The organism is uncultured Agathobaculum sp., assembly GCF_963927765.1.
Lineage (GTDB): Bacteria > Bacillota > Clostridia > Oscillospirales > Butyricicoccaceae > Agathobaculum.
This window is the reverse complement of record NZ_CAWVCU010000038.1, coordinates 1-16,087: the sequence shown is the minus strand read 5'-3', so window position 1 is coordinate 16,087 and position 16,087 is coordinate 1. Positions and strand designations below refer to the sequence as shown.

At 54.6% G+C, this 16,087-nt stretch carries 15 protein-coding genes; 9 read left to right on the top strand and 6 right to left on the bottom strand.

The genetic code is table 11. The annotated features are described in order from the left end of the window. Positions 1-165, bottom strand: a 165-nt coding sequence (locus ABGT74_RS03100; RefSeq protein WP_346704417.1) for a helix-turn-helix transcriptional regulator, incomplete at its 3' end; no start/stop codon positions are given. 255 nt (positions 166-420) lie between these two features. Next, on the bottom strand, positions 421-555 hold the full coding sequence (locus ABGT74_RS03095; protein WP_346704415.1) for a helix-turn-helix transcriptional regulator: 135 nt from the start codon (positions 553-555) through the stop codon (positions 421-423). 198 nt (positions 556-753) lie between these two features. Between ABGT74_RS03095 and ABGT74_RS03090 the strand changes: the two genes are divergently transcribed. Continuing rightward, positions 754-2,097 (top strand): MATE family efflux transporter, encoded by a 1,344-nt coding sequence (locus ABGT74_RS03090; RefSeq protein ID WP_346704414.1) that lies wholly within the window; start codon positions 754-756, stop codon positions 2,095-2,097. A 35-nt stretch (positions 2,098-2,132) separates the two neighbouring features. On the opposite strand, the gene ABGT74_RS03085 is transcribed toward ABGT74_RS03090, so the two are convergent. Together ABGT74_RS03085 and ABGT74_RS03080 are read right to left on the bottom strand one after the other, a co-directional pair. Continuing rightward, positions 2,133-3,329, bottom strand: coding sequence for a M15 family metallopeptidase (locus ABGT74_RS03085; protein WP_346704413.1), 1,197 nt, complete (start codon positions 3,327-3,329; stop codon positions 2,133-2,135). 141 nt (positions 3,330-3,470) lie between these two features. After that, on the bottom strand, positions 3,471-4,994 hold the full coding sequence (locus ABGT74_RS03080; protein WP_346704412.1) for a YifB family Mg chelatase-like AAA ATPase: 1,524 nt from the start codon (positions 4,992-4,994) through the stop codon (positions 3,471-3,473). A 314-nt stretch (positions 4,995-5,308) separates the two neighbouring features. Here ABGT74_RS03080 and nifJ point away from each other — a divergent pair, with 314 nt between their 5' ends. The 5 genes from nifJ to ABGT74_RS03055 all read left to right on the top strand — a co-directional run bounded on the left by nifJ (position 5,309) and on the right by ABGT74_RS03055 (position 12,159). Continuing rightward, the gene (gene nifJ, locus ABGT74_RS03075) at positions 5,309-8,869 is read left to right on the top strand and encodes a pyruvate:ferredoxin (flavodoxin) oxidoreductase (protein ID WP_346704411.1); all 3,561 of its coding nucleotides are present in this window, start codon (positions 5,309-5,311) and stop codon (positions 8,867-8,869) included. 219 nt (positions 8,870-9,088) lie between these two features. Continuing rightward, entirely contained in the window at positions 9,089-9,790 is a 702-nt protein-coding gene (locus ABGT74_RS03070; protein ID WP_346704410.1) for a DUF2461 domain-containing protein, read from the top strand. Beyond that, complete coding sequence (locus ABGT74_RS03065; protein ID WP_297284116.1) at positions 9,787-10,428, top strand: 3'-5' exonuclease; 642 nt, start codon at positions 9,787-9,789, stop codon at positions 10,426-10,428. Before ABGT74_RS03070 ends, ABGT74_RS03065 begins: the two co-directional genes overlap by 4 nt. 14 nt (positions 10,429-10,442) lie before the next feature. Then, positions 10,443-10,748, top strand: coding sequence for a hypothetical protein (locus tag ABGT74_RS03060; protein ID WP_297284117.1), 306 nt, complete (start codon positions 10,443-10,445; stop codon positions 10,746-10,748). Between the two features lie 52 nt (positions 10,749-10,800). Then, positions 10,801-12,159: an AI-2E family transporter gene (locus ABGT74_RS03055; RefSeq protein ID WP_346704409.1), complete on the top strand. Its 1,359-nt coding sequence runs from the start codon at positions 10,801-10,803 to the stop codon at positions 12,157-12,159. Between the two features lie 17 nt (positions 12,160-12,176). Here ABGT74_RS03055 and ABGT74_RS03050 read toward each other — a convergent pair whose 3' ends face one another. Both ABGT74_RS03050 and pta read right to left on the bottom strand, forming a co-directional pair. Further along, complete coding sequence (locus tag ABGT74_RS03050) at positions 12,177-12,593, bottom strand: hypothetical protein (protein ID WP_346704408.1); 417 nt, start codon at positions 12,591-12,593, stop codon at positions 12,177-12,179. 107 nt (positions 12,594-12,700) lie between these two features. Next, positions 12,701-13,675: a phosphate acetyltransferase gene (gene pta / locus ABGT74_RS03045; protein WP_297284120.1), complete on the bottom strand. Its 975-nt coding sequence runs from the start codon at positions 13,673-13,675 to the stop codon at positions 12,701-12,703. A 202-nt stretch (positions 13,676-13,877) separates the two neighbouring features. Here pta and ABGT74_RS03040 point away from each other — a divergent pair, with 202 nt between their 5' ends. The 3 genes from ABGT74_RS03040 to ABGT74_RS03030 are packed head-to-tail and all read left to right on the top strand — an operon-like array spanning position 13,878 to position 15,953. Continuing rightward, complete coding sequence (locus ABGT74_RS03040) at positions 13,878-14,066, top strand: hypothetical protein (RefSeq protein ID WP_297283135.1); 189 nt, start codon at positions 13,878-13,880, stop codon at positions 14,064-14,066. Next, a complete protein-coding gene (locus ABGT74_RS03035; RefSeq protein WP_346704407.1) occupies positions 14,063-15,439 on the top strand; it encodes a recombinase family protein in 1,377 nt (458 codons plus the stop codon). The genes ABGT74_RS03040 and ABGT74_RS03035 overlap by 4 nt, the downstream gene beginning before the upstream one ends. Positions 15,440-15,455: 16 nt before the next feature. After that, positions 15,456-15,953 (top strand): sigma-70 family RNA polymerase sigma factor, encoded by a 498-nt coding sequence (locus ABGT74_RS03030; protein WP_346704416.1) that lies wholly within the window; start codon positions 15,456-15,458, stop codon positions 15,951-15,953. Positions 15,954-16,087: the final 134 nt, after the last annotated feature.

Here is a 16,087-nt window from a genome sequence, read left to right as displayed (position 1 = left end):
GCAGCCGAGCTTGAGGCATATTTTTTCTAGCACTTCAACAGTCGTATTCTCGCCTTTTTCCAGTTTGCTCATTGTAGAATAGCTGATGCCGACGAAATCACGGAACTCTTTCTTCATATCTCGGTCAATGAGAATCTTGAATAGCTTCTTATAGGATACTGCCATTTTTTGCACCTCTTCTTCAATACCACATAGTTGCAAAATACGATTTTATTATAGCATATTTCAATGCCAAAAGCGAGAAAAATTATGTGAACGCATTGTTTTTTGCCCAAAATTATTTATTTCAAAATAGCACCCACTTATTGCAAAAGCAAAACACCAGTGCTACACGATAGGTGATGGCACTGGTGCTTCTATTATTAGTATTCTGTTACAAGGTTGAAGTCGTGTAAGCGTGGGTTTGGGTATATAGTATCTTTAACTTTGGGAAACTCCGGTTTCCCATTTGCTGACCGCAGCGGCGGATACGCCCACCAGATCAGCCAGTGCCTCCTGTGTCAGACCCTTGGTGTGGCGTGCGGCAAGGATCGTGGCTCCGATACAAAGTTCCATATCGTTCATCCTTATCAAAGCAAATTCAAAAGGACCTTTTGTGATTTCATCTTATCATGCCGTTACGCGATAGACAATGGAGGCGTGGTTTAACCAACGGTTGTTTTTTTCAACCGCCAGTTGAGCAAGGCGGTGGACGGTTGACGCTTTCGTTTGATTCTGTTAGGATAGTCGAAGTGAGAAAGGGGGAATGGTACTGTGTCGCTGGATTTGACCGAAGGAAACATCACCCGGCGGCTTTTGCTGTTTGCGCTGCCGCTAATGATCGGCAATCTATTGCAGCAATTATATAATGTAGCGGATACGCTGATCGTGGGACGGTTTTTGGGAGCGGATGCGCTGGCGGCGGTTGGCTCTGCGTATACGCTGATGGTGTTTCTGACTTCGATCCTGTTGGGATTGTGTATGGGTAGCAGCGCATTTTTTGCCATGCAGTTTGGGAAACGGGATATGGAGCGGCTGAAAAACAGTTTATTCCTGTCTTTTCTGCTGATTGGTGTCATTGCGCTGGTTATGAATGCGCTGGTGTTTGTCGGACTGGACTGGATCGTCAAGGTATTACAGGCGCCTGATACAGTGGCGCCGCTCATGCGGCAATACCTGTTCTATATCTTTTTTGGCATATTGGCGACGTTCCTTTATAACTTTTTCGCAAATCTGCTGCGTGCGGTCGGCAATTCGGTTGTGCCGCTGGTGTTCCTTGCGGTCTCCGCGGTGCTCAATATTGCGCTTGATCTGTTGTTTGTGTTGGTGTTTCATTGGGGGGTGACGGGCGCGGCGGTTGCGACGGTGATCGCGCAGTTTGTTTCCGGCATTGGCATTGCTGCGTACTGCCTGCTGCGGTTTCCGGAGCTGCGGGTGGAACGGCGGCACATGCGATGGGACCGTCAGATCATCCGCGAAATCGCCGGTTTGTCCGTTCTGACCTGCGTACAGCAGTCGGTGATGAATTTCGGCATTCTGATGGTGCAGGGGTTGGTCAACAGTTTTGGCAAAACCGTCATGGCGGCGTTTGCCGCGGCGGTCAAGATCGATTCCTTTGCCTATATGCCGGTGCAGGATTTTGGCAATGCATTTTCCACTTTTATTGCGCAGAATTACGGGGCAAGGGATGAGGAACGCATTCGTCGCGGCATCAAAAGCGCAGTGGGAACGGCGTTTGTGTTCTGCGTAGTTATCAGCGTAGTGGTGTGTATGCTGGCGCGTCCGATGATGGGGCTGTTTGTCCAGCCGGAAGAGACGGCAATCATGGCGGTTGGCGTGGGTTATCTGCGGATCGAGGCATCGTGCTATTTCGGGATCGGGCTGTTGTTCCTGCTGTATGGATTTTACCGCGCGGTCAAGCGGCCGGGCATGTCGGTGGTGCTGACGGTGATCTCACTGGGTACGCGTGTGCTGCTCGCTTATATGCTGTCTGCTGTGCCGTCGATCGGGGTCACCGGGATTTGGGTTGCCGTGCCGATCGGTTGGGCACTGGCGGATTTGGCCGGCGCAGCGTATTATTGGAAGAACAAAAGCCGTTTGTTACATGTGGAAGCATAAAAAGGTCCTGCCAAACTGGCAGGACCTTTTGGTTTTCAGGTGCCGAAATAGCTGAAATGCATATAGTCGCGCTTGCTGCGCCATGCGTTGCCGCCCCACAGGAAACCGTGGTTGATGAACGCGTTGTACACATCGCCGCCCTCGGGAATGGAATAGGGATCTTCGCCCGGCAGCCAGTAGGAACCAGTGGTCGGGGTCAGGGAGCCATCCTCGTTGATGGTGGCCTCCATATTCTCATTCCAGTTGATGTCCACTGCGGTGCCCTGCGAATGCTCGCCTGTGCGCCAGGAGTAGCAGCCGACATCCTTGATCGGGAATTGCTCATCCCCGTTATAAATCTCTTCAAAGACTGCTTCGTAGATGGGAGCAAGGTTGCGGTTTACCTGCAAATAAGCCGTGCCCGAGGTCTTTGTACCATCTTCCTGTAAACGCCAGACCGGAACCGAGATTTCGACCATGTTGGCTTCGGCTTCTTCGGCGGTTTGGTACTTCTCGCCGCCTACGCCATAGACTAACTCCATCTTTTCTTCTTCAGTTTGCGGCAGTGTCATATCCGGATCATCCCACGGATCTTCAGGTGTGACGGATGGTTCGGTTACGGCATCCTCGAAGGCGGAGCAGAAACGGGTTGCCATAATAAGCGCCTGCTCGCGTGTCGCGGTTCCGCTGGGGGCGAGTATGGTGGTTTCCCCGGCGGCGGAAATGCCGTTGACCACGGTGTGGTCCACCATGGTAATCATGGCGTCAACAGCATAGGATTTGATTTCGGGTACGTCGGGATAATCTTCGATGCATGCGTCGCCTGCGATCACAGGAGCGTCAATGCCGGCAGCATCCAGGATGTTGTACAGCATTACGCAAAGATCTTGCCGTTCGATCTCGGCGTCCGGATCGAAGATGCCGTCGCCGCGTCCGTTGACCAGTCCAAGCTCATAAGCTGCGACTACGTTCGGATCGTCGCAATCACGGAAAGGCTTTTTGCCGGAAGCGAAAACCGCTTTGCCGCTGACGGCCTTATATGCGTTGACGGCAATGCCGCAAAATTCGGCGCGGGTGATGGCGCCGGTTGCGCTGCGTGTTTCCAGTGTGCTGGGCATCAGTCCGGCTTCCTGCGCAGCGGCAACGCCTTCCTGCGCCCAAGCGGAAACGCCGGACAAGGCACCGGCCTGTGGAGTGAGCAGCGCGGCGAGCAATGCAAGTGTGCCGGCGCGGCGAAAAAACGGGTGTGTCATAACGAAAGGGGCCTCCTTGGGGAATAAATGTAGATATAACGTATTTTAATCAGAATTGCGGGATTGCATTTTGTAAAAAATAAGTAAAAAAAGAAACTTATTCACAATATCCACAATCTTATCCACAGAAACTGTGGATAATTAACCGCTGATCGCACGGTCAAGCGTGCGATATTGCAGCGCTTCGGCGAGGTGCTCCGGGTGGATGACAGCGCTGCCTGCCAGATCAGCGATGGTGCGCGCCATGCGCAGCACACGGTCGTGCGCCCGTGCGGTCAGTCCCAGACGCTCAAATGCGGCGCGAAACATGTCGGACGCTTCCTCGGTCAGCGGACAGCAGTCGGATAAGTGAGCAGGGGAGAGGCTTGCATTGCAAACATCCACGCCTTGCCGTTGATATTGTATCTCACGCGCTGCAATGACGCGGGAGCGGATCGTTTCTGAAGGTTCTTCGGCAGCTTGTCCACGGGCGGCAAGGGCTGCGTACTCGACGGGCTGAACCGCGATTTGCAGGTCGATTCGGTCCAGCAGCGGGCCGGACAGACGGCGCAGATATTGCTGCACAGACGCTTTGGAGCAGGTGCAGCGGTCTGTGCCATACCAGCCGCAGCGGCAAGGGTTCATAGCTGCGATGAGCTGAAAACGCGCGGGGTAGGTGACCTGTCCCGCAACCCGTGAGATGGTGACCGTCCCATCCTCGAGCGGCTGGCGCAGTGCTTCGAGTACGTCGCGGCGAAACTCCGGCAGTTCGTCCAAAAATAGAACGCCGCGATGCGCCAGCGAAATCTCGCCTGGTGTGGGCAGACGGTTGCTCGCGCCTGCGCCGCCCGCCAAAGCGGCGGCGGAAGTGGTATGGTGAGGCGCACGGAAAGGGCGGGCAGCACGCCCGACGGCTTCTTGTCCGCGACCGACGGCCGACCAAACGCGAATGACTTCCAGCCGTTCGTTGTCGGATAACGGCGGCAGAATGGTGGCAAAGCGCTTGGCCATCATGCTTTTGCCCGAACCAGGCGGCCCGGAAAGCAGAATATTATGTCCGCCGGCTGCAGCAATCTCCAGCGCGCGCTTGACGGCGTGCTGTCCCATCACATGGGAAAAGTCCAGCGTATCGTCCGTCGGCGGAGGTGGCTCCGGGGGTGGGCATGGTGCCAGCGGCGCGCGTCCGGACAGGTGTGCGATCAGTGCTGGCAGGCTTTCGACCGGAAGAACGGTGATGCCTGTAGCATAAGAGGCTTCCTGTGCGTTTTGCATCGGTACATAAACCGTGCGGAAACCAGCGTCCCGCGCGGCCAGCGCCATGGAAAGCGCGCCGCAGACCGGGCGCAACAGGCCGGAGAGGGACAGCTCCCCCAGAAAGATTGCATCCTGCGGCAGCGGGTCGATCTGACCGGTGGCTGCGAGAATGGATAATAATATAGGCAGGTCATAGGCTGTGCCCGCTTTGCGGGTGTCCGCTGGGGCGAGGTTGACTGTAATGCGGGAAACCGGCCAGTCAAACGAGCAGGCTTTCACAGCGGCGCGTACCCGTTCTCCGGCTTCCGCGACCGCGCCGGTCGGCAAGCCGACGACATCCAAGCGGGGCAGACCGTTCGAGGGCAGGCATTCGACGGTGACGATATAGCCGTCGATTCCGCTCAGACCAGCGGAAAAAACGCGTGCAACCATCGAACTCCCTCCTATGTTGCTGAAAGACTTACTATATTAATATACTACATTTTTGTCGATTCCGCAATGCAAAACGACAACTGCAAAGGAATTGTAACATTTTGGAACAGTATGAGATTGTTGTTTCATAATGCGAAATTATTATCAAAAATCGGGGAATTGTTACGAATTTGTCATATTAAGTGTTTACATTTTTGGTAAGGAGTGATAGAATAAAAACGGCCGGTGGAGACGGCTTTTTCCCGTGTCAAAAAAACGGGCGAAAACGCTTTTCACCCCTTCAGCATGTTATAACTGAATAGGAGGATATAAACATGGCAAGAAAGATGAAGTCCATGGACGGTAACACTGCTGCGGCACATGTGTCGTATGCGTTTACCGAGGTCGCGGGTATCTATCCGATCACCCCGTCCAGCCCCATGGCAGACAGCGTAGACCAGTGGGCAGCCGCAGGTCAGAAGAACATTTTCGGTACTACCGTTAAGGTGATCGAAATGCAGTCCGAGGCGGGCGCCGCAGGTACGGTTCACGGCTCTCTGGCAGCCGGTGCGCTGACCACGACCTACACCGCATCTCAGGGTCTGCTGCTGATGATCCCGAATATGTACAAGATCGCGGGCGAATTGCTTCCCTGCGTGTTCCATGTTTCCGCGCGTACGGTTGCATCCCATGCGCTGAACATCTTCGGTGACCATTCTGACGTCATGGCTTGCCGTCAGACCGGTTTCGCTATGCTGGCTGAGACCAATCCGCAGGAAGTAATGGATCTGGGCGCTGTTGCGCATCTGGCAACCATTAAGTCCCGCGTTCCGTTCATCAACTTCTTCGACGGCTTCCGTACCTCCCACGAGATCCAGAAGATCGAGGTTTGGGACTACGAGGACCTGAAGGAAATGTGCGATATGGACGCTGTCGAAGCGTTCCGCAAGCGCGCTCTGAATCCGGAGCATGCAATGATGCGTGGCTCGCACGAGAACGGCGACGTATTCTTCCAGCACCGCGAGGCTTGCAACAAGTTCTATGATGCGGTTCCGGAAGTGGTAGAGGAGTACATGGGCAAGGTTAACGCTAAGCTCGGCACTAACTACCAGCTGTTCAACTACTACGGCGCTGCCGACGCTGACCGCGTGATCATCGCGATGGGCTCGATCTGCGACGTAGCAGAAGAAGTTATCGATTACCTGAACGCGCACGGCGAGAAGGTCGGCCTTGTTAAGGTTCGCCTGTACCGTCCGTGGCGTGCGGACAAGCTGCTGGCTGCTATCCCGGAGACTGCCAAGAAGATTGCGGTTCTCGACCGCACCAAGGAGCCGGGCGCACAGGGCGAGCCGCTTTATCTGGACGTTGTTACCGCGCTGGCTAACGCTGGCATCACCGATAAGACCGTCATCGGCGGCCGTTACGGTCTGGGTTCCAAGGATACCCCGCCGTCCTCTGTCTTTGCGGTATACGAAGAACTGACCAAGGCTGAGCCGAAGCGCCAGTTCACCATCGGCATCAACGACGACGTGACCTACCTGTCTCTCGAGGAGAAGCCGGCGCCGAACACTGCGGCGGAAGGCACCACCGAGTGCAAGTTCTGGGGTCTCGGCGGTGACGGTACCGTTGGCGCGAACAAGAACTCCATCAAGATCATCGGCGACCACACCGATAAGTTCGTTCAGGCATACTTCCAGTACGACTCCAAGAAGACCGGCGGCGTTACCGTTTCGCACCTGCGTTTTGGCGACAAGCCGATCAAGAGCCCGTACTACATCAATAAGGCTGACTTCGTTGCCTGCCACAACCCGTCCTACATCACCAAGCACTTCCCGATCGTGCGTGACGTTAAGCCGGGCGGCGTGTTCCTGATCAACTGCCAGTGGACGCCTGAGGAGCTCGAGCATCATCTGGCGGCTTCCGAGAAGCGCTACATTGCGAAGAACAACATCCAGCTCTACACCATCAACGCGATCGACCTCGCGATTGAGATCGGTATGGGCAAGCGCACCAACACCATTCTGCAGTCCGCTTTCTTCACGCTGGCTAAGGTTATGCCGCAGGAAGAAGCGATCGGCTACATGAAGGATGCTGCAACCAAGTCCTACCTGAAGAAGGGCCAGGATATCGTTGATATGAACCACAAGGCGATCGACGCCGGCGCTACCGCGTTCGTCAAGATCGACGTTCCGGCTGCTTGGGCTGACGCTGTTGATCCGGAAGATACCCGCGATCTGCAGGGCCGTCCGGAAGTTGTCAAGATGGTCAAGGACGTTATGGAGCCGATCGGCCGCATGGACGGCGACTCCCTGCCGGTATCTGCTTTCGCAGGCGAGCATGTTGACGGCTCCTTCGAGCACGGCGCTGCTGCTTACGAGAAGCGCGGCGTAGCGGTTACCGTTCCGTCTTGGAATCAGGATACCTGTGTACAGTGTAACCAGTGTGCTTATGTCTGCCCGCACGCGACCATCCGTCCGTTTGCGCTGACCGAGGAAGAGGCTGCCGCTGCTCCGGCATCGACCAAGATCGTCGACATCAAGGCTGGCAAGGGCAAGGGCGTCTACAAGTACACGATGGTCGTTTCTCCGCTGGACTGCATGGGCTGCGGCGTATGTGTTGGCGTGTGCCCGACCAAGTCCCTCACCATGGTTCCGCAGGATCAGGAAGCTGCTCAGCAGGATGCATTCGATTACTGCGTAGCGAAGGTTTCCGAGAAGGCCGACATGATCTCGACTGCTTCCGTCAAGGACAGCCAGTTCAAGAAGCCGCTGCTTGAGTTCTCCGGTTCTTGCGCAGGCTGCGCTGAGACCTCTTACGCTCGCCTGATCACGCAGGTTTGCGGCGACCGTATGTATATCTCCAACGCGACCGGCTGTTCGTCCATCTGGGGCGGCCCGGCTGCTACCAGCCCGTACACCGTTGACAAGGACGGCCGCGGCCCGGCTTGGGCAAACAGCCTGTTCGAGGACAACGCGGAGCACGGCCTCGGCATGTACTATGGCCAGCTGGCAATCCGTGAGCGCCTGATCTCCAAGCTCGAAGAGATGGCGGCTGCGGACGCTACCCCGGCTGAGACCAAGGATGCGATCGCGAAGTTCATGGAGACCAAGGACAACGGCGCTGCGAACGCTGAGCCGGCCAAGGCTCTGGTTGCCCAGCTCGAAAAGGGCGCGGCTGCTGGCTGCGACGCTTGCAAGGAAGTTCTTGCGCATAAGGAATACCTCGCTAAGAAGTCCGTCTGGATCTTCGGCGGCGACGGCTGGGCCTATGACATCGGCTTCGGCGGTCTGGATCACGTCCTCGCTTCCGGCCAGGATGTAAACGTTATGGTATTCGATACCGAGGTTTACTCCAACACCGGCGGTCAGGCTTCCAAGGCTACCAACATCGGTGCGGTTGCTCAGTTCGCAGCTTCTGGTAAGACCACCAAGAAGAAGAGCCTTGCTGAGATCGCAATGAGCTACGGCTATGTTTACGTTGCTCAGATCGCAATGGGCGCAAACATGAACCAGACCCTCAAGGCAATCGCTGAGGCGGAAGCTTACCATGGCCCGTCCCTCATCATCGGCTACGCTCCGTGTGAAATGCACTCCATCAAGGGCGGCATGACCAACTGCCAGGCCGAGATGAAGAAGGCTGTTGATTGCGGTTACTGGAACCTGTTCCGCTTCAACCCGCAGCTGGCTGAGGAAGGCAAGAATCCGTTTATCCTCGAGTCCAAGGAGCCCAAGACCGAGGATTACCGCAAGTTCATGATGAACGAAGCGCGTTACTCTGCTCTGACCCGTTCCTTCCCGGATCGTGCGGAGAAGCTGTTCAGCGAATCCGAGGCAGAGTCCACCAAGCGCTATGCACATCTGCAGCGCCTGCAGGCTCTGTACGCTCCCGAAGCGTAAGATCGGCTGATCGCGTACAAAGCGATTTACTGAAAAAGAAAGAACCGCTCGCGGAATGTTCCGCGGGCGGTTTTTTATGTGCTGATGGTTGATGTCACAAAACAAGGTAGGGCAAACGCGACAACATTTTGCGTTTTTGCGGCGTGAAACAGCAAAATCCTGTTGCGCAAACAGGGAAAACGCGGTACAATGATAAACAGAAAGGTGGTGCCCGTTTTCATGGCATTCACAGGCTTTAATGCTGCGGGGATTGATCTGCTGCAGCTGAACCGCCTGCAAAACAGCAAGGAATTTTACGAAGAACATAAAGAAGAAATCAAGCGGCAGGTCATCCAGCCGTTTCATGCATTGATCGAGCAAATGACGCCCGCAATGCTGGAGATCGACGCACAGTTTGTTGTCACACCGTCCCGTATGGTGTCGCGCGTGCGCCGGGACACTCGCTATACCAAGGATAAAACGCTGTACCGCTCTAATATGTGGATGTTTTTCCGCCGCAAGCGGCAGGAGCATGAGTCGGTGCCGTGTTATTATTTTGAGATCCATCCCGAGTTCTGGGGCTTTGGCTGCTGGGGCGCGTGGGGCAGGGGCGAGATGGAGTCCCTGCGTGAGATGATTCTGCATGAGGATAAGCTGTTTCTCGAAGCCTATGATGCCGTGCAGGCTTGCTCGCAGATGCATTTGGCTGGAGAAATGTACAAACGGCCGAAGTTCCCGGATGCAAGGCCTGTATATCAGGATTGGCTGAACCGCAAGGAAATCGGTGTGGATTTCCGTGAAACAGCAGATTTTGCACCTTTGCTGGACGGCTCGTTTGTTCAGCCGATGGTGAAAACCATGCAGCGCTTGGCACCGTTTTATCGTTTTCTTTTGGCAGCAAAAGAACGTGCAGAGGCAGCACGGCGGGAGGCAGTCCAATGAGGTATTTGGCGCTGGATTTTGAAACCGGCAATGCATCACGGCTGAGTGCTTGTGCGCTGGGCGTGAGCATTTTTGAGGATAATACATTGGTTGCCGAACAAACGACTTTGATTAAACCGCCTGCGCAGGTGGGGAAGTTCCATTGGGGTAATGTTCGCGTCAATCATATCAAAGAATCTATGGTGGCCGATGCTCCGGCATTTGACGAAGTCTGGCAGGGCGCGATAGCGGAATTAGCAGAGGGCAGTGTGCTGGTTTGCCATAACGCCATGTTTGATACGGCGGTGCTGTGTGCATGCCTCGCGTATTACCATCTGCCTGTACCGGAATGCCGGTATGTATGTACGGTGAAAGTGGCGCAGCGGGTATGGCCGCAGCTGCAAAATCATAAGCTGGATACAGTTTCGCAGGCGTTGGGCATCGAGCTGAACCACCATGAGGCGGGTTCGGATGCCCGTGCCGCTGGTTTGATTTTGCAGGCTGCCTTGCGCGAGACCGCGAGCGCAGATGCAGACGAGCTGGCTGAAAAAATTGGAATGCGTCTGGGACGGATATCCTGTATGGGAACCGTGCCTTGCAGCATAGCGAAAGAATTTCAGGGCGGGAAAGCCGTCCGTTCCACTCAAAGCCATGTATAAAGGAGAGAGAAGCTATGAAAAACTATCTGGAAAACATTGATCGGGAAGCCCTCCGCGCACGCGCCGAGCAGATGCTGCGCTATGCAGATGATGCGCGCAATCAGGCAGGCCGCTGGACGGATTATGCCGTATCCAAGGCACAGGGCTTTTCTGTTTTCGATTTTGCGATTTTCAAGGTATGCCTGCTGTCTCTGGGACTCTGGCTGGGCACCTGCTTTTCGCGCTTTTTCAAGAAATTCCGTGGTGTTCTGTTCATTGCGTTTACGGCAAGCTGGCTGTATCTGTTCTGGCGCATTTTCTTCAACTGCGATGACGAATAAAGTGGCTGCTTGATGGCATAGAGCGAAAACCCGGTAGGAGAGGAGTATGTCTGTGGAGGAGCCGACACAGCAAAATAAATCAAAGTTTTCTGCGCATCCACACTATTTTCAGTGGGGCTTAACCGCCTTTTGCGTTATTGTTTCCAGTTCGGTCGTTGTGTTTTTACTACAATGGCTGCCGGGCATCTGGACAATGTTCCAAAAGCTGCTTGGCATTCTTAGTCCGTTTATTTATGGCTTTGTCATGGCATATTTGCTGATGCCCATTTTCAATGCATTATATAAGCGGATTCAGCCGCCGTTATCTCGAAGATTGAAAAACGGTACCCGGATTGCCAAGGGGTTATGCAGCATTCTGGCACTGCTTATCGGTATTGCCGTGGTGGGCATTCTGCTATGGATGGTGCTTCCACAGCTGGTGGTGAGTGTGTTCTCGCTGCTGGAATCCATGGATACCTACCTCAATGAGATATCCGGTTGGGTGGCGGCGCTGCTCAAGGATAACCCGGTGATCGAGCGCAATTTCCTCCAGCTTTACGAGGAATTTTCGCAGCAGATCGTCAACTGGGTGCAGAATATTGCTTTGCCGCAGTTGGTTGAACTCATGACCGGCGTGGTAACGACGGTTTCGGTCTTGTTCGATATTTTTATCGGCATCATCATTGCCCTCTATATTCTCAATAGCAAGGACACATTCTGCGCGCAGGCCAAAAAGATGACATACAGCATGTTTTCCATTGACCGGGCAAACCGTATTATGGGACGTGTAGCTTATGTGCATCGTGTCTTTGGCGGTTTCATCACGGGTAAGCTGATTGATTCGCTGATTATCGGTGTGCTGTGCTTCATCGGCTTGCGGATGCTGATTGGTTTCGGACTTATGACGATGGATCAGTCGTTTGCACTGCTGATTTCGGTTATCATTGGCGTGACCAATATCATCCCGTTTTTTGGGCCGTTTATCGGTGCTATCCCCAGCACGATTTTGATTATGGTCATCAGCCCGATACAGGCGGTATATTTTGTGCTGTTTGTTCTCGCATTGCAGCAGTTTGACGGCAACATCCTCGGTCCGAAGATTCTGGGCAATTCGACCGGACTATCGAGCTTCTGGGTCATGTTTGCCATTTTGCTGTTTGGCGGTGTGTTTGGGTTTGTTGGCATGGCAGTTGGTGTGCCTCTGTTCGCGGTGCTGTACAGTGCGGTGACCGAGGTGATTTGCAGCCTGCTGAAAAAACGCGGCTTGTCTGTAGACACCAATGACTATCGCGGCCCGCGTCGCTTAGATCCGATAAGTGGAGAGTTTGTCGTGGTGCAGGACGAACGCCCGCCGGTTTCGGCAAAGGAGCGCCGACGCGCAGCGGAGAAAGCGCGCGCGCAGAAACAACAAGAGGAACAAAAAAAGGACTGACTTTTGTCAGTCCTTTTTTATGCTGCGATGCTTGTCGGCAGCATGTCGTCCAGCGCGTCAATCAGTGCCTGTGCGTCGCGCAGATGGTGGTTCCACGGTGCGCTTTCGTAGACGAAGCTGTTCTTGCCCAGCACAAAATGCAACGGTTCTCCTTTATAGTATGCGTCGATTTCATATTGCACGGTGTCGAGTGAATAGCCTTGCTGATAAAATGGCAGACGCGATGCTTCGCAGGACGCGAGTAGTTCTGACAGCTGCGTCAAATTGATTTGCAGGGTGAGCTCTTCAAATTCTGCATTGCCAATCATGCGCTGCACACGCCAGATTTCTATCTGCTCCGCTTGCGGTGCGACGGGATAGGGCATTATCACAAAAGCTAGTGCGCCGCACAGCGCAATGACACATAACAAAACGATCATCAATTTCCGTTTCATGGAACGCACACCCCTTTGCCTGTTGATGTTCCGTAGAGCATACAAGGGCCGAAACTATTTGTTTCGGCCCTTGTAAATTCTGTGTTTGGGAATACGACGGGGAGAAATTACTTCAGGCCCGCGGTGATGATTGCCATCTGGTAAACCTCGTCCGCGTTGCAGCCGCGGGACAGGTCGTTAATCGGTGCGTTCAGACCCTGCAGGATCGGGCCATAAGCTTCGAAGCCACCCAGACGCTGTGCGATCTTATAGCCAATGTTGCCGGCGTTGATGTCCGGGAAGATGAAGGTGTTGGCCTGACCAGCAACCGGGGAGCCCTTGCACTTGGTAGCTGCAACAACCGGAGAGAACGCAGCGTCAAACTGCAGTTCACCGTCGACAGCAAGTTCCGGTGCAGCAGCCTTGGTCTTTTCGGTTGCATTGCGCATCATATCAACCGTGTCGCCCTTGCCGGAGCCCTTAGTCGAGTAGGACAGCATGGCAACCTTGGGGTCGATGCCGAAAGCCTTGGCGGTCTTTGCGGTTTCGATGGCGATTTCAACCAGATCATCCTCACCCGGATTGATGTTGATGGCGCAGTCGCCCATTGCGTACATCTCGTCGCCGCCATCCTTGGCGTCGCGGCGCAGAATGAAGCAGGAGCTTACGATCTTGTTGCCCGGCTTGGTCTTGATGATCTGGAGCGCAGGACGAACGGTGTCGGCAGTGGAGTAAGTAGCGCCGCCGAGCAGAGCGTCCGCCTTGCCCATCTTGACCAGCATCGTTCCGAAATAGTTGCCCTTTGCCAGCGCAGCGCGGCACTGCTCCTCGGTCATTTTGCCCTTGCGCAGCTCAACCATTTTGGCGACCATTGCATCCATTTCCGGATAGGTTGCGGGATCGATAATTTCCATTCCCTCGATGTCAAAGCCGCCGGCCTGCGCCGCCGCCTTCACTTCGTCCACATTGCCGACCAGAATGGAATCCAGCAGGCCGTCCTTCTTCAGACGGGAAGCAGCCTCCAGGATACGGGGATCGGGGCCTTCCGTAAATACGATCTTGCGCTTGTCAGCTTTCAGCGTGGCAATCAGATTTTCAAACATGGTGCACTCTCCTCCATTTTTATGGGTTTGTCCGGTGCAGAAGGTGACCGCGGACAAACTATTGTACCCACATTATACACCCTGTAGCTATCACTTCACAAGTATTATTTTGAGTAGATTTTGAGTAATTCCTGTATCATTCTTTGGAGGGGTTGCTTTGCGAAAAATCTGGGCAAAATAGGAGCAGAAAGGGTGTGATAAGATGCAGGTGATACGGTATCTGAACGGCAGACGCCTGCATGGCGTGATGCCGCCGTTGCTGCTGGATCAGGAGGGAATTGGGGCGCTGCTCAGTGCAGCGCGCAGCAGGCAGCAGCTTCCATTGCCCGATACCGCCCCCTCTGCTATACTGGAGGCGGAGGGATGCAGTCTCGGAAGGGATGAGTTATGAAGTATACGGCGCTTTATTTGCGCGTTTCAACCGAGGCACAGGCGGATGAAGGCTATTCACTGGCAGCGCAGGCGGAAAAGCTGGAGGCTTATTGCCGGATGAAAGGCATTGCGCAGTTTCAGCGCTATGTGGACGGAGGTTTTTCCGGGTCGAATCTGACGCGTCCAGCAATCACGGAGCTGGTAGAGGACATTCGCAGCGGCAATGTGGAGCGTGTGGTCGTTTACAAGCTGGACCGACTGAGCCGCAGCCAGAAAGATACACTTTATCTCATTGAGGATGTCTTTTTGCCGCATGGCGTGGACTTTGTGTCTATCAATGAAAATATCGACACCGGCAGCCCGTACGGACGGGCAATGATCGGTATTCTGTCTGCTTTTGCGCAGCTGGAACGTGAAAATATTTTCTTGCGTACCCGTATGGGCATGGTCGAGCGCGTCAAGCAAGGCTATTGGCCGGGCGGCGGTAAAATTCCGTTCGGGTATGACTATGATGCGGACAAGGGAATTCTAGTGCCGAACAGCGACGCAGAGACTGTGCGAGAAATCTATGCACGCTATCTGGAAGGACAGTCGACCGGACGGATTGCGCGCGAGTTGGGACTGAGGTATGAGCATCTGGTGCGGCAGATTTTGCTGCGGGAAAGCAACACGGGTGTCATCGTATACCGCGGCGAGACCTATCGCGGACGGCATGAGCCGTTGGTCGATCCGGATACGTTTGCGCGTGCCGTGCGACGTTTGCAGCGCTCGGACAAGCCGCGCGCTGCGGCTTCGAATAAGCTGCTCACCGGATTGTTGGTCTGCGGCCATTGCGGAGCAAAAATGCGTTATCAGAAGTGGGGCGGCGCGGGTGATAAGCTGGTGTGCTATTCCAGAGATAAATCCAAGCCGCATTTGGTGCATGATGCGAACTGCCCTAATTGTGGGGTGATGGCGCGGCAGGTGGAGGAGGTCGTCATTCGCGACCTGTCCCGGTTGGCCGCAGAGCCGGTTTCGCCACGCAGCAGTAAAAAAGAGCTGGCGGAATGCCGCCGTGCACTGGATCGTGCACAGCGTAAGCTGCGGCGGCTGTATGAGCTGTTTGCAGAGGGGGAGGACGATACCTTACGGGACGCAATTGCGCGCGCCAGACAGGAGTGCAGCCGTGCGGAGCAGGCATTGGAGCGTGCCCAGCAGGCAGAACGGCAGGAAGAGCGGGATGCAGCGCAGCAGGCGCTGCAAACGATCGGTTCCTGCTGGGACAAGCTGAGCGATGCGGAAAAGCAGGCGTTGGTACGTGCCTGTGTGCAAAGAATCGTGCTGCAAAACGATAAAATTGAGATATTTTATGTTATGGAAGGCGCTGAACTGTGCCAATCCTCTGCGGGATAACTGTTTTCGACTTTGTATGTTCATGCCGATGATTATTGGGGAAATCCGACGGTATCTACGCGATAACAGCGCGCTGCGGGTATCGCGCAGTCTCCGGGATACGGCTTATAAAGCGTTGCAGGCCAAGGAAGCGTTTGTGCGCAAGCATCAGCGCGAGCCGGATATTGTGGAACTGGCAAAGCTGATGGATATGCCGAAAGAAGAAGTGGTACTGGCGCTCGATGCCATCCTTGATCCGGTATCCCTGTTTGAGCCGGTGTTTCACGATGGGACAGATACGGTCTGTGTGATGGATCAGGTAGGGGATAATAAAAATACCGATGATCAGTGGCTCGCCAGCATTGCATTGCGGGAGGCGATTGACAGCCTGAACGAGCGGGAAAAGCGCATTATCCGGCTGCGCTTTTTCGAGGGGCGCACTCAGATGGAGGTAGCTGATGAAATCCATATTTCACAGGCGCAGGTGTCTCGCTTGGAAAAGGGGGCGCTGGAGCATATTCGAAAGCGCATATGAACACAAGAAAGGGCGCGTTGCAGAAATGAAATCTGCAGCGCGCCCTATTATGCGCCGTCCAAAGGAGTATGTAGCCGATAGGTTGTGGAAAAACAAGCGTTTGGGGAAGGAAAAAGGCATGGCAAAGCAGACGC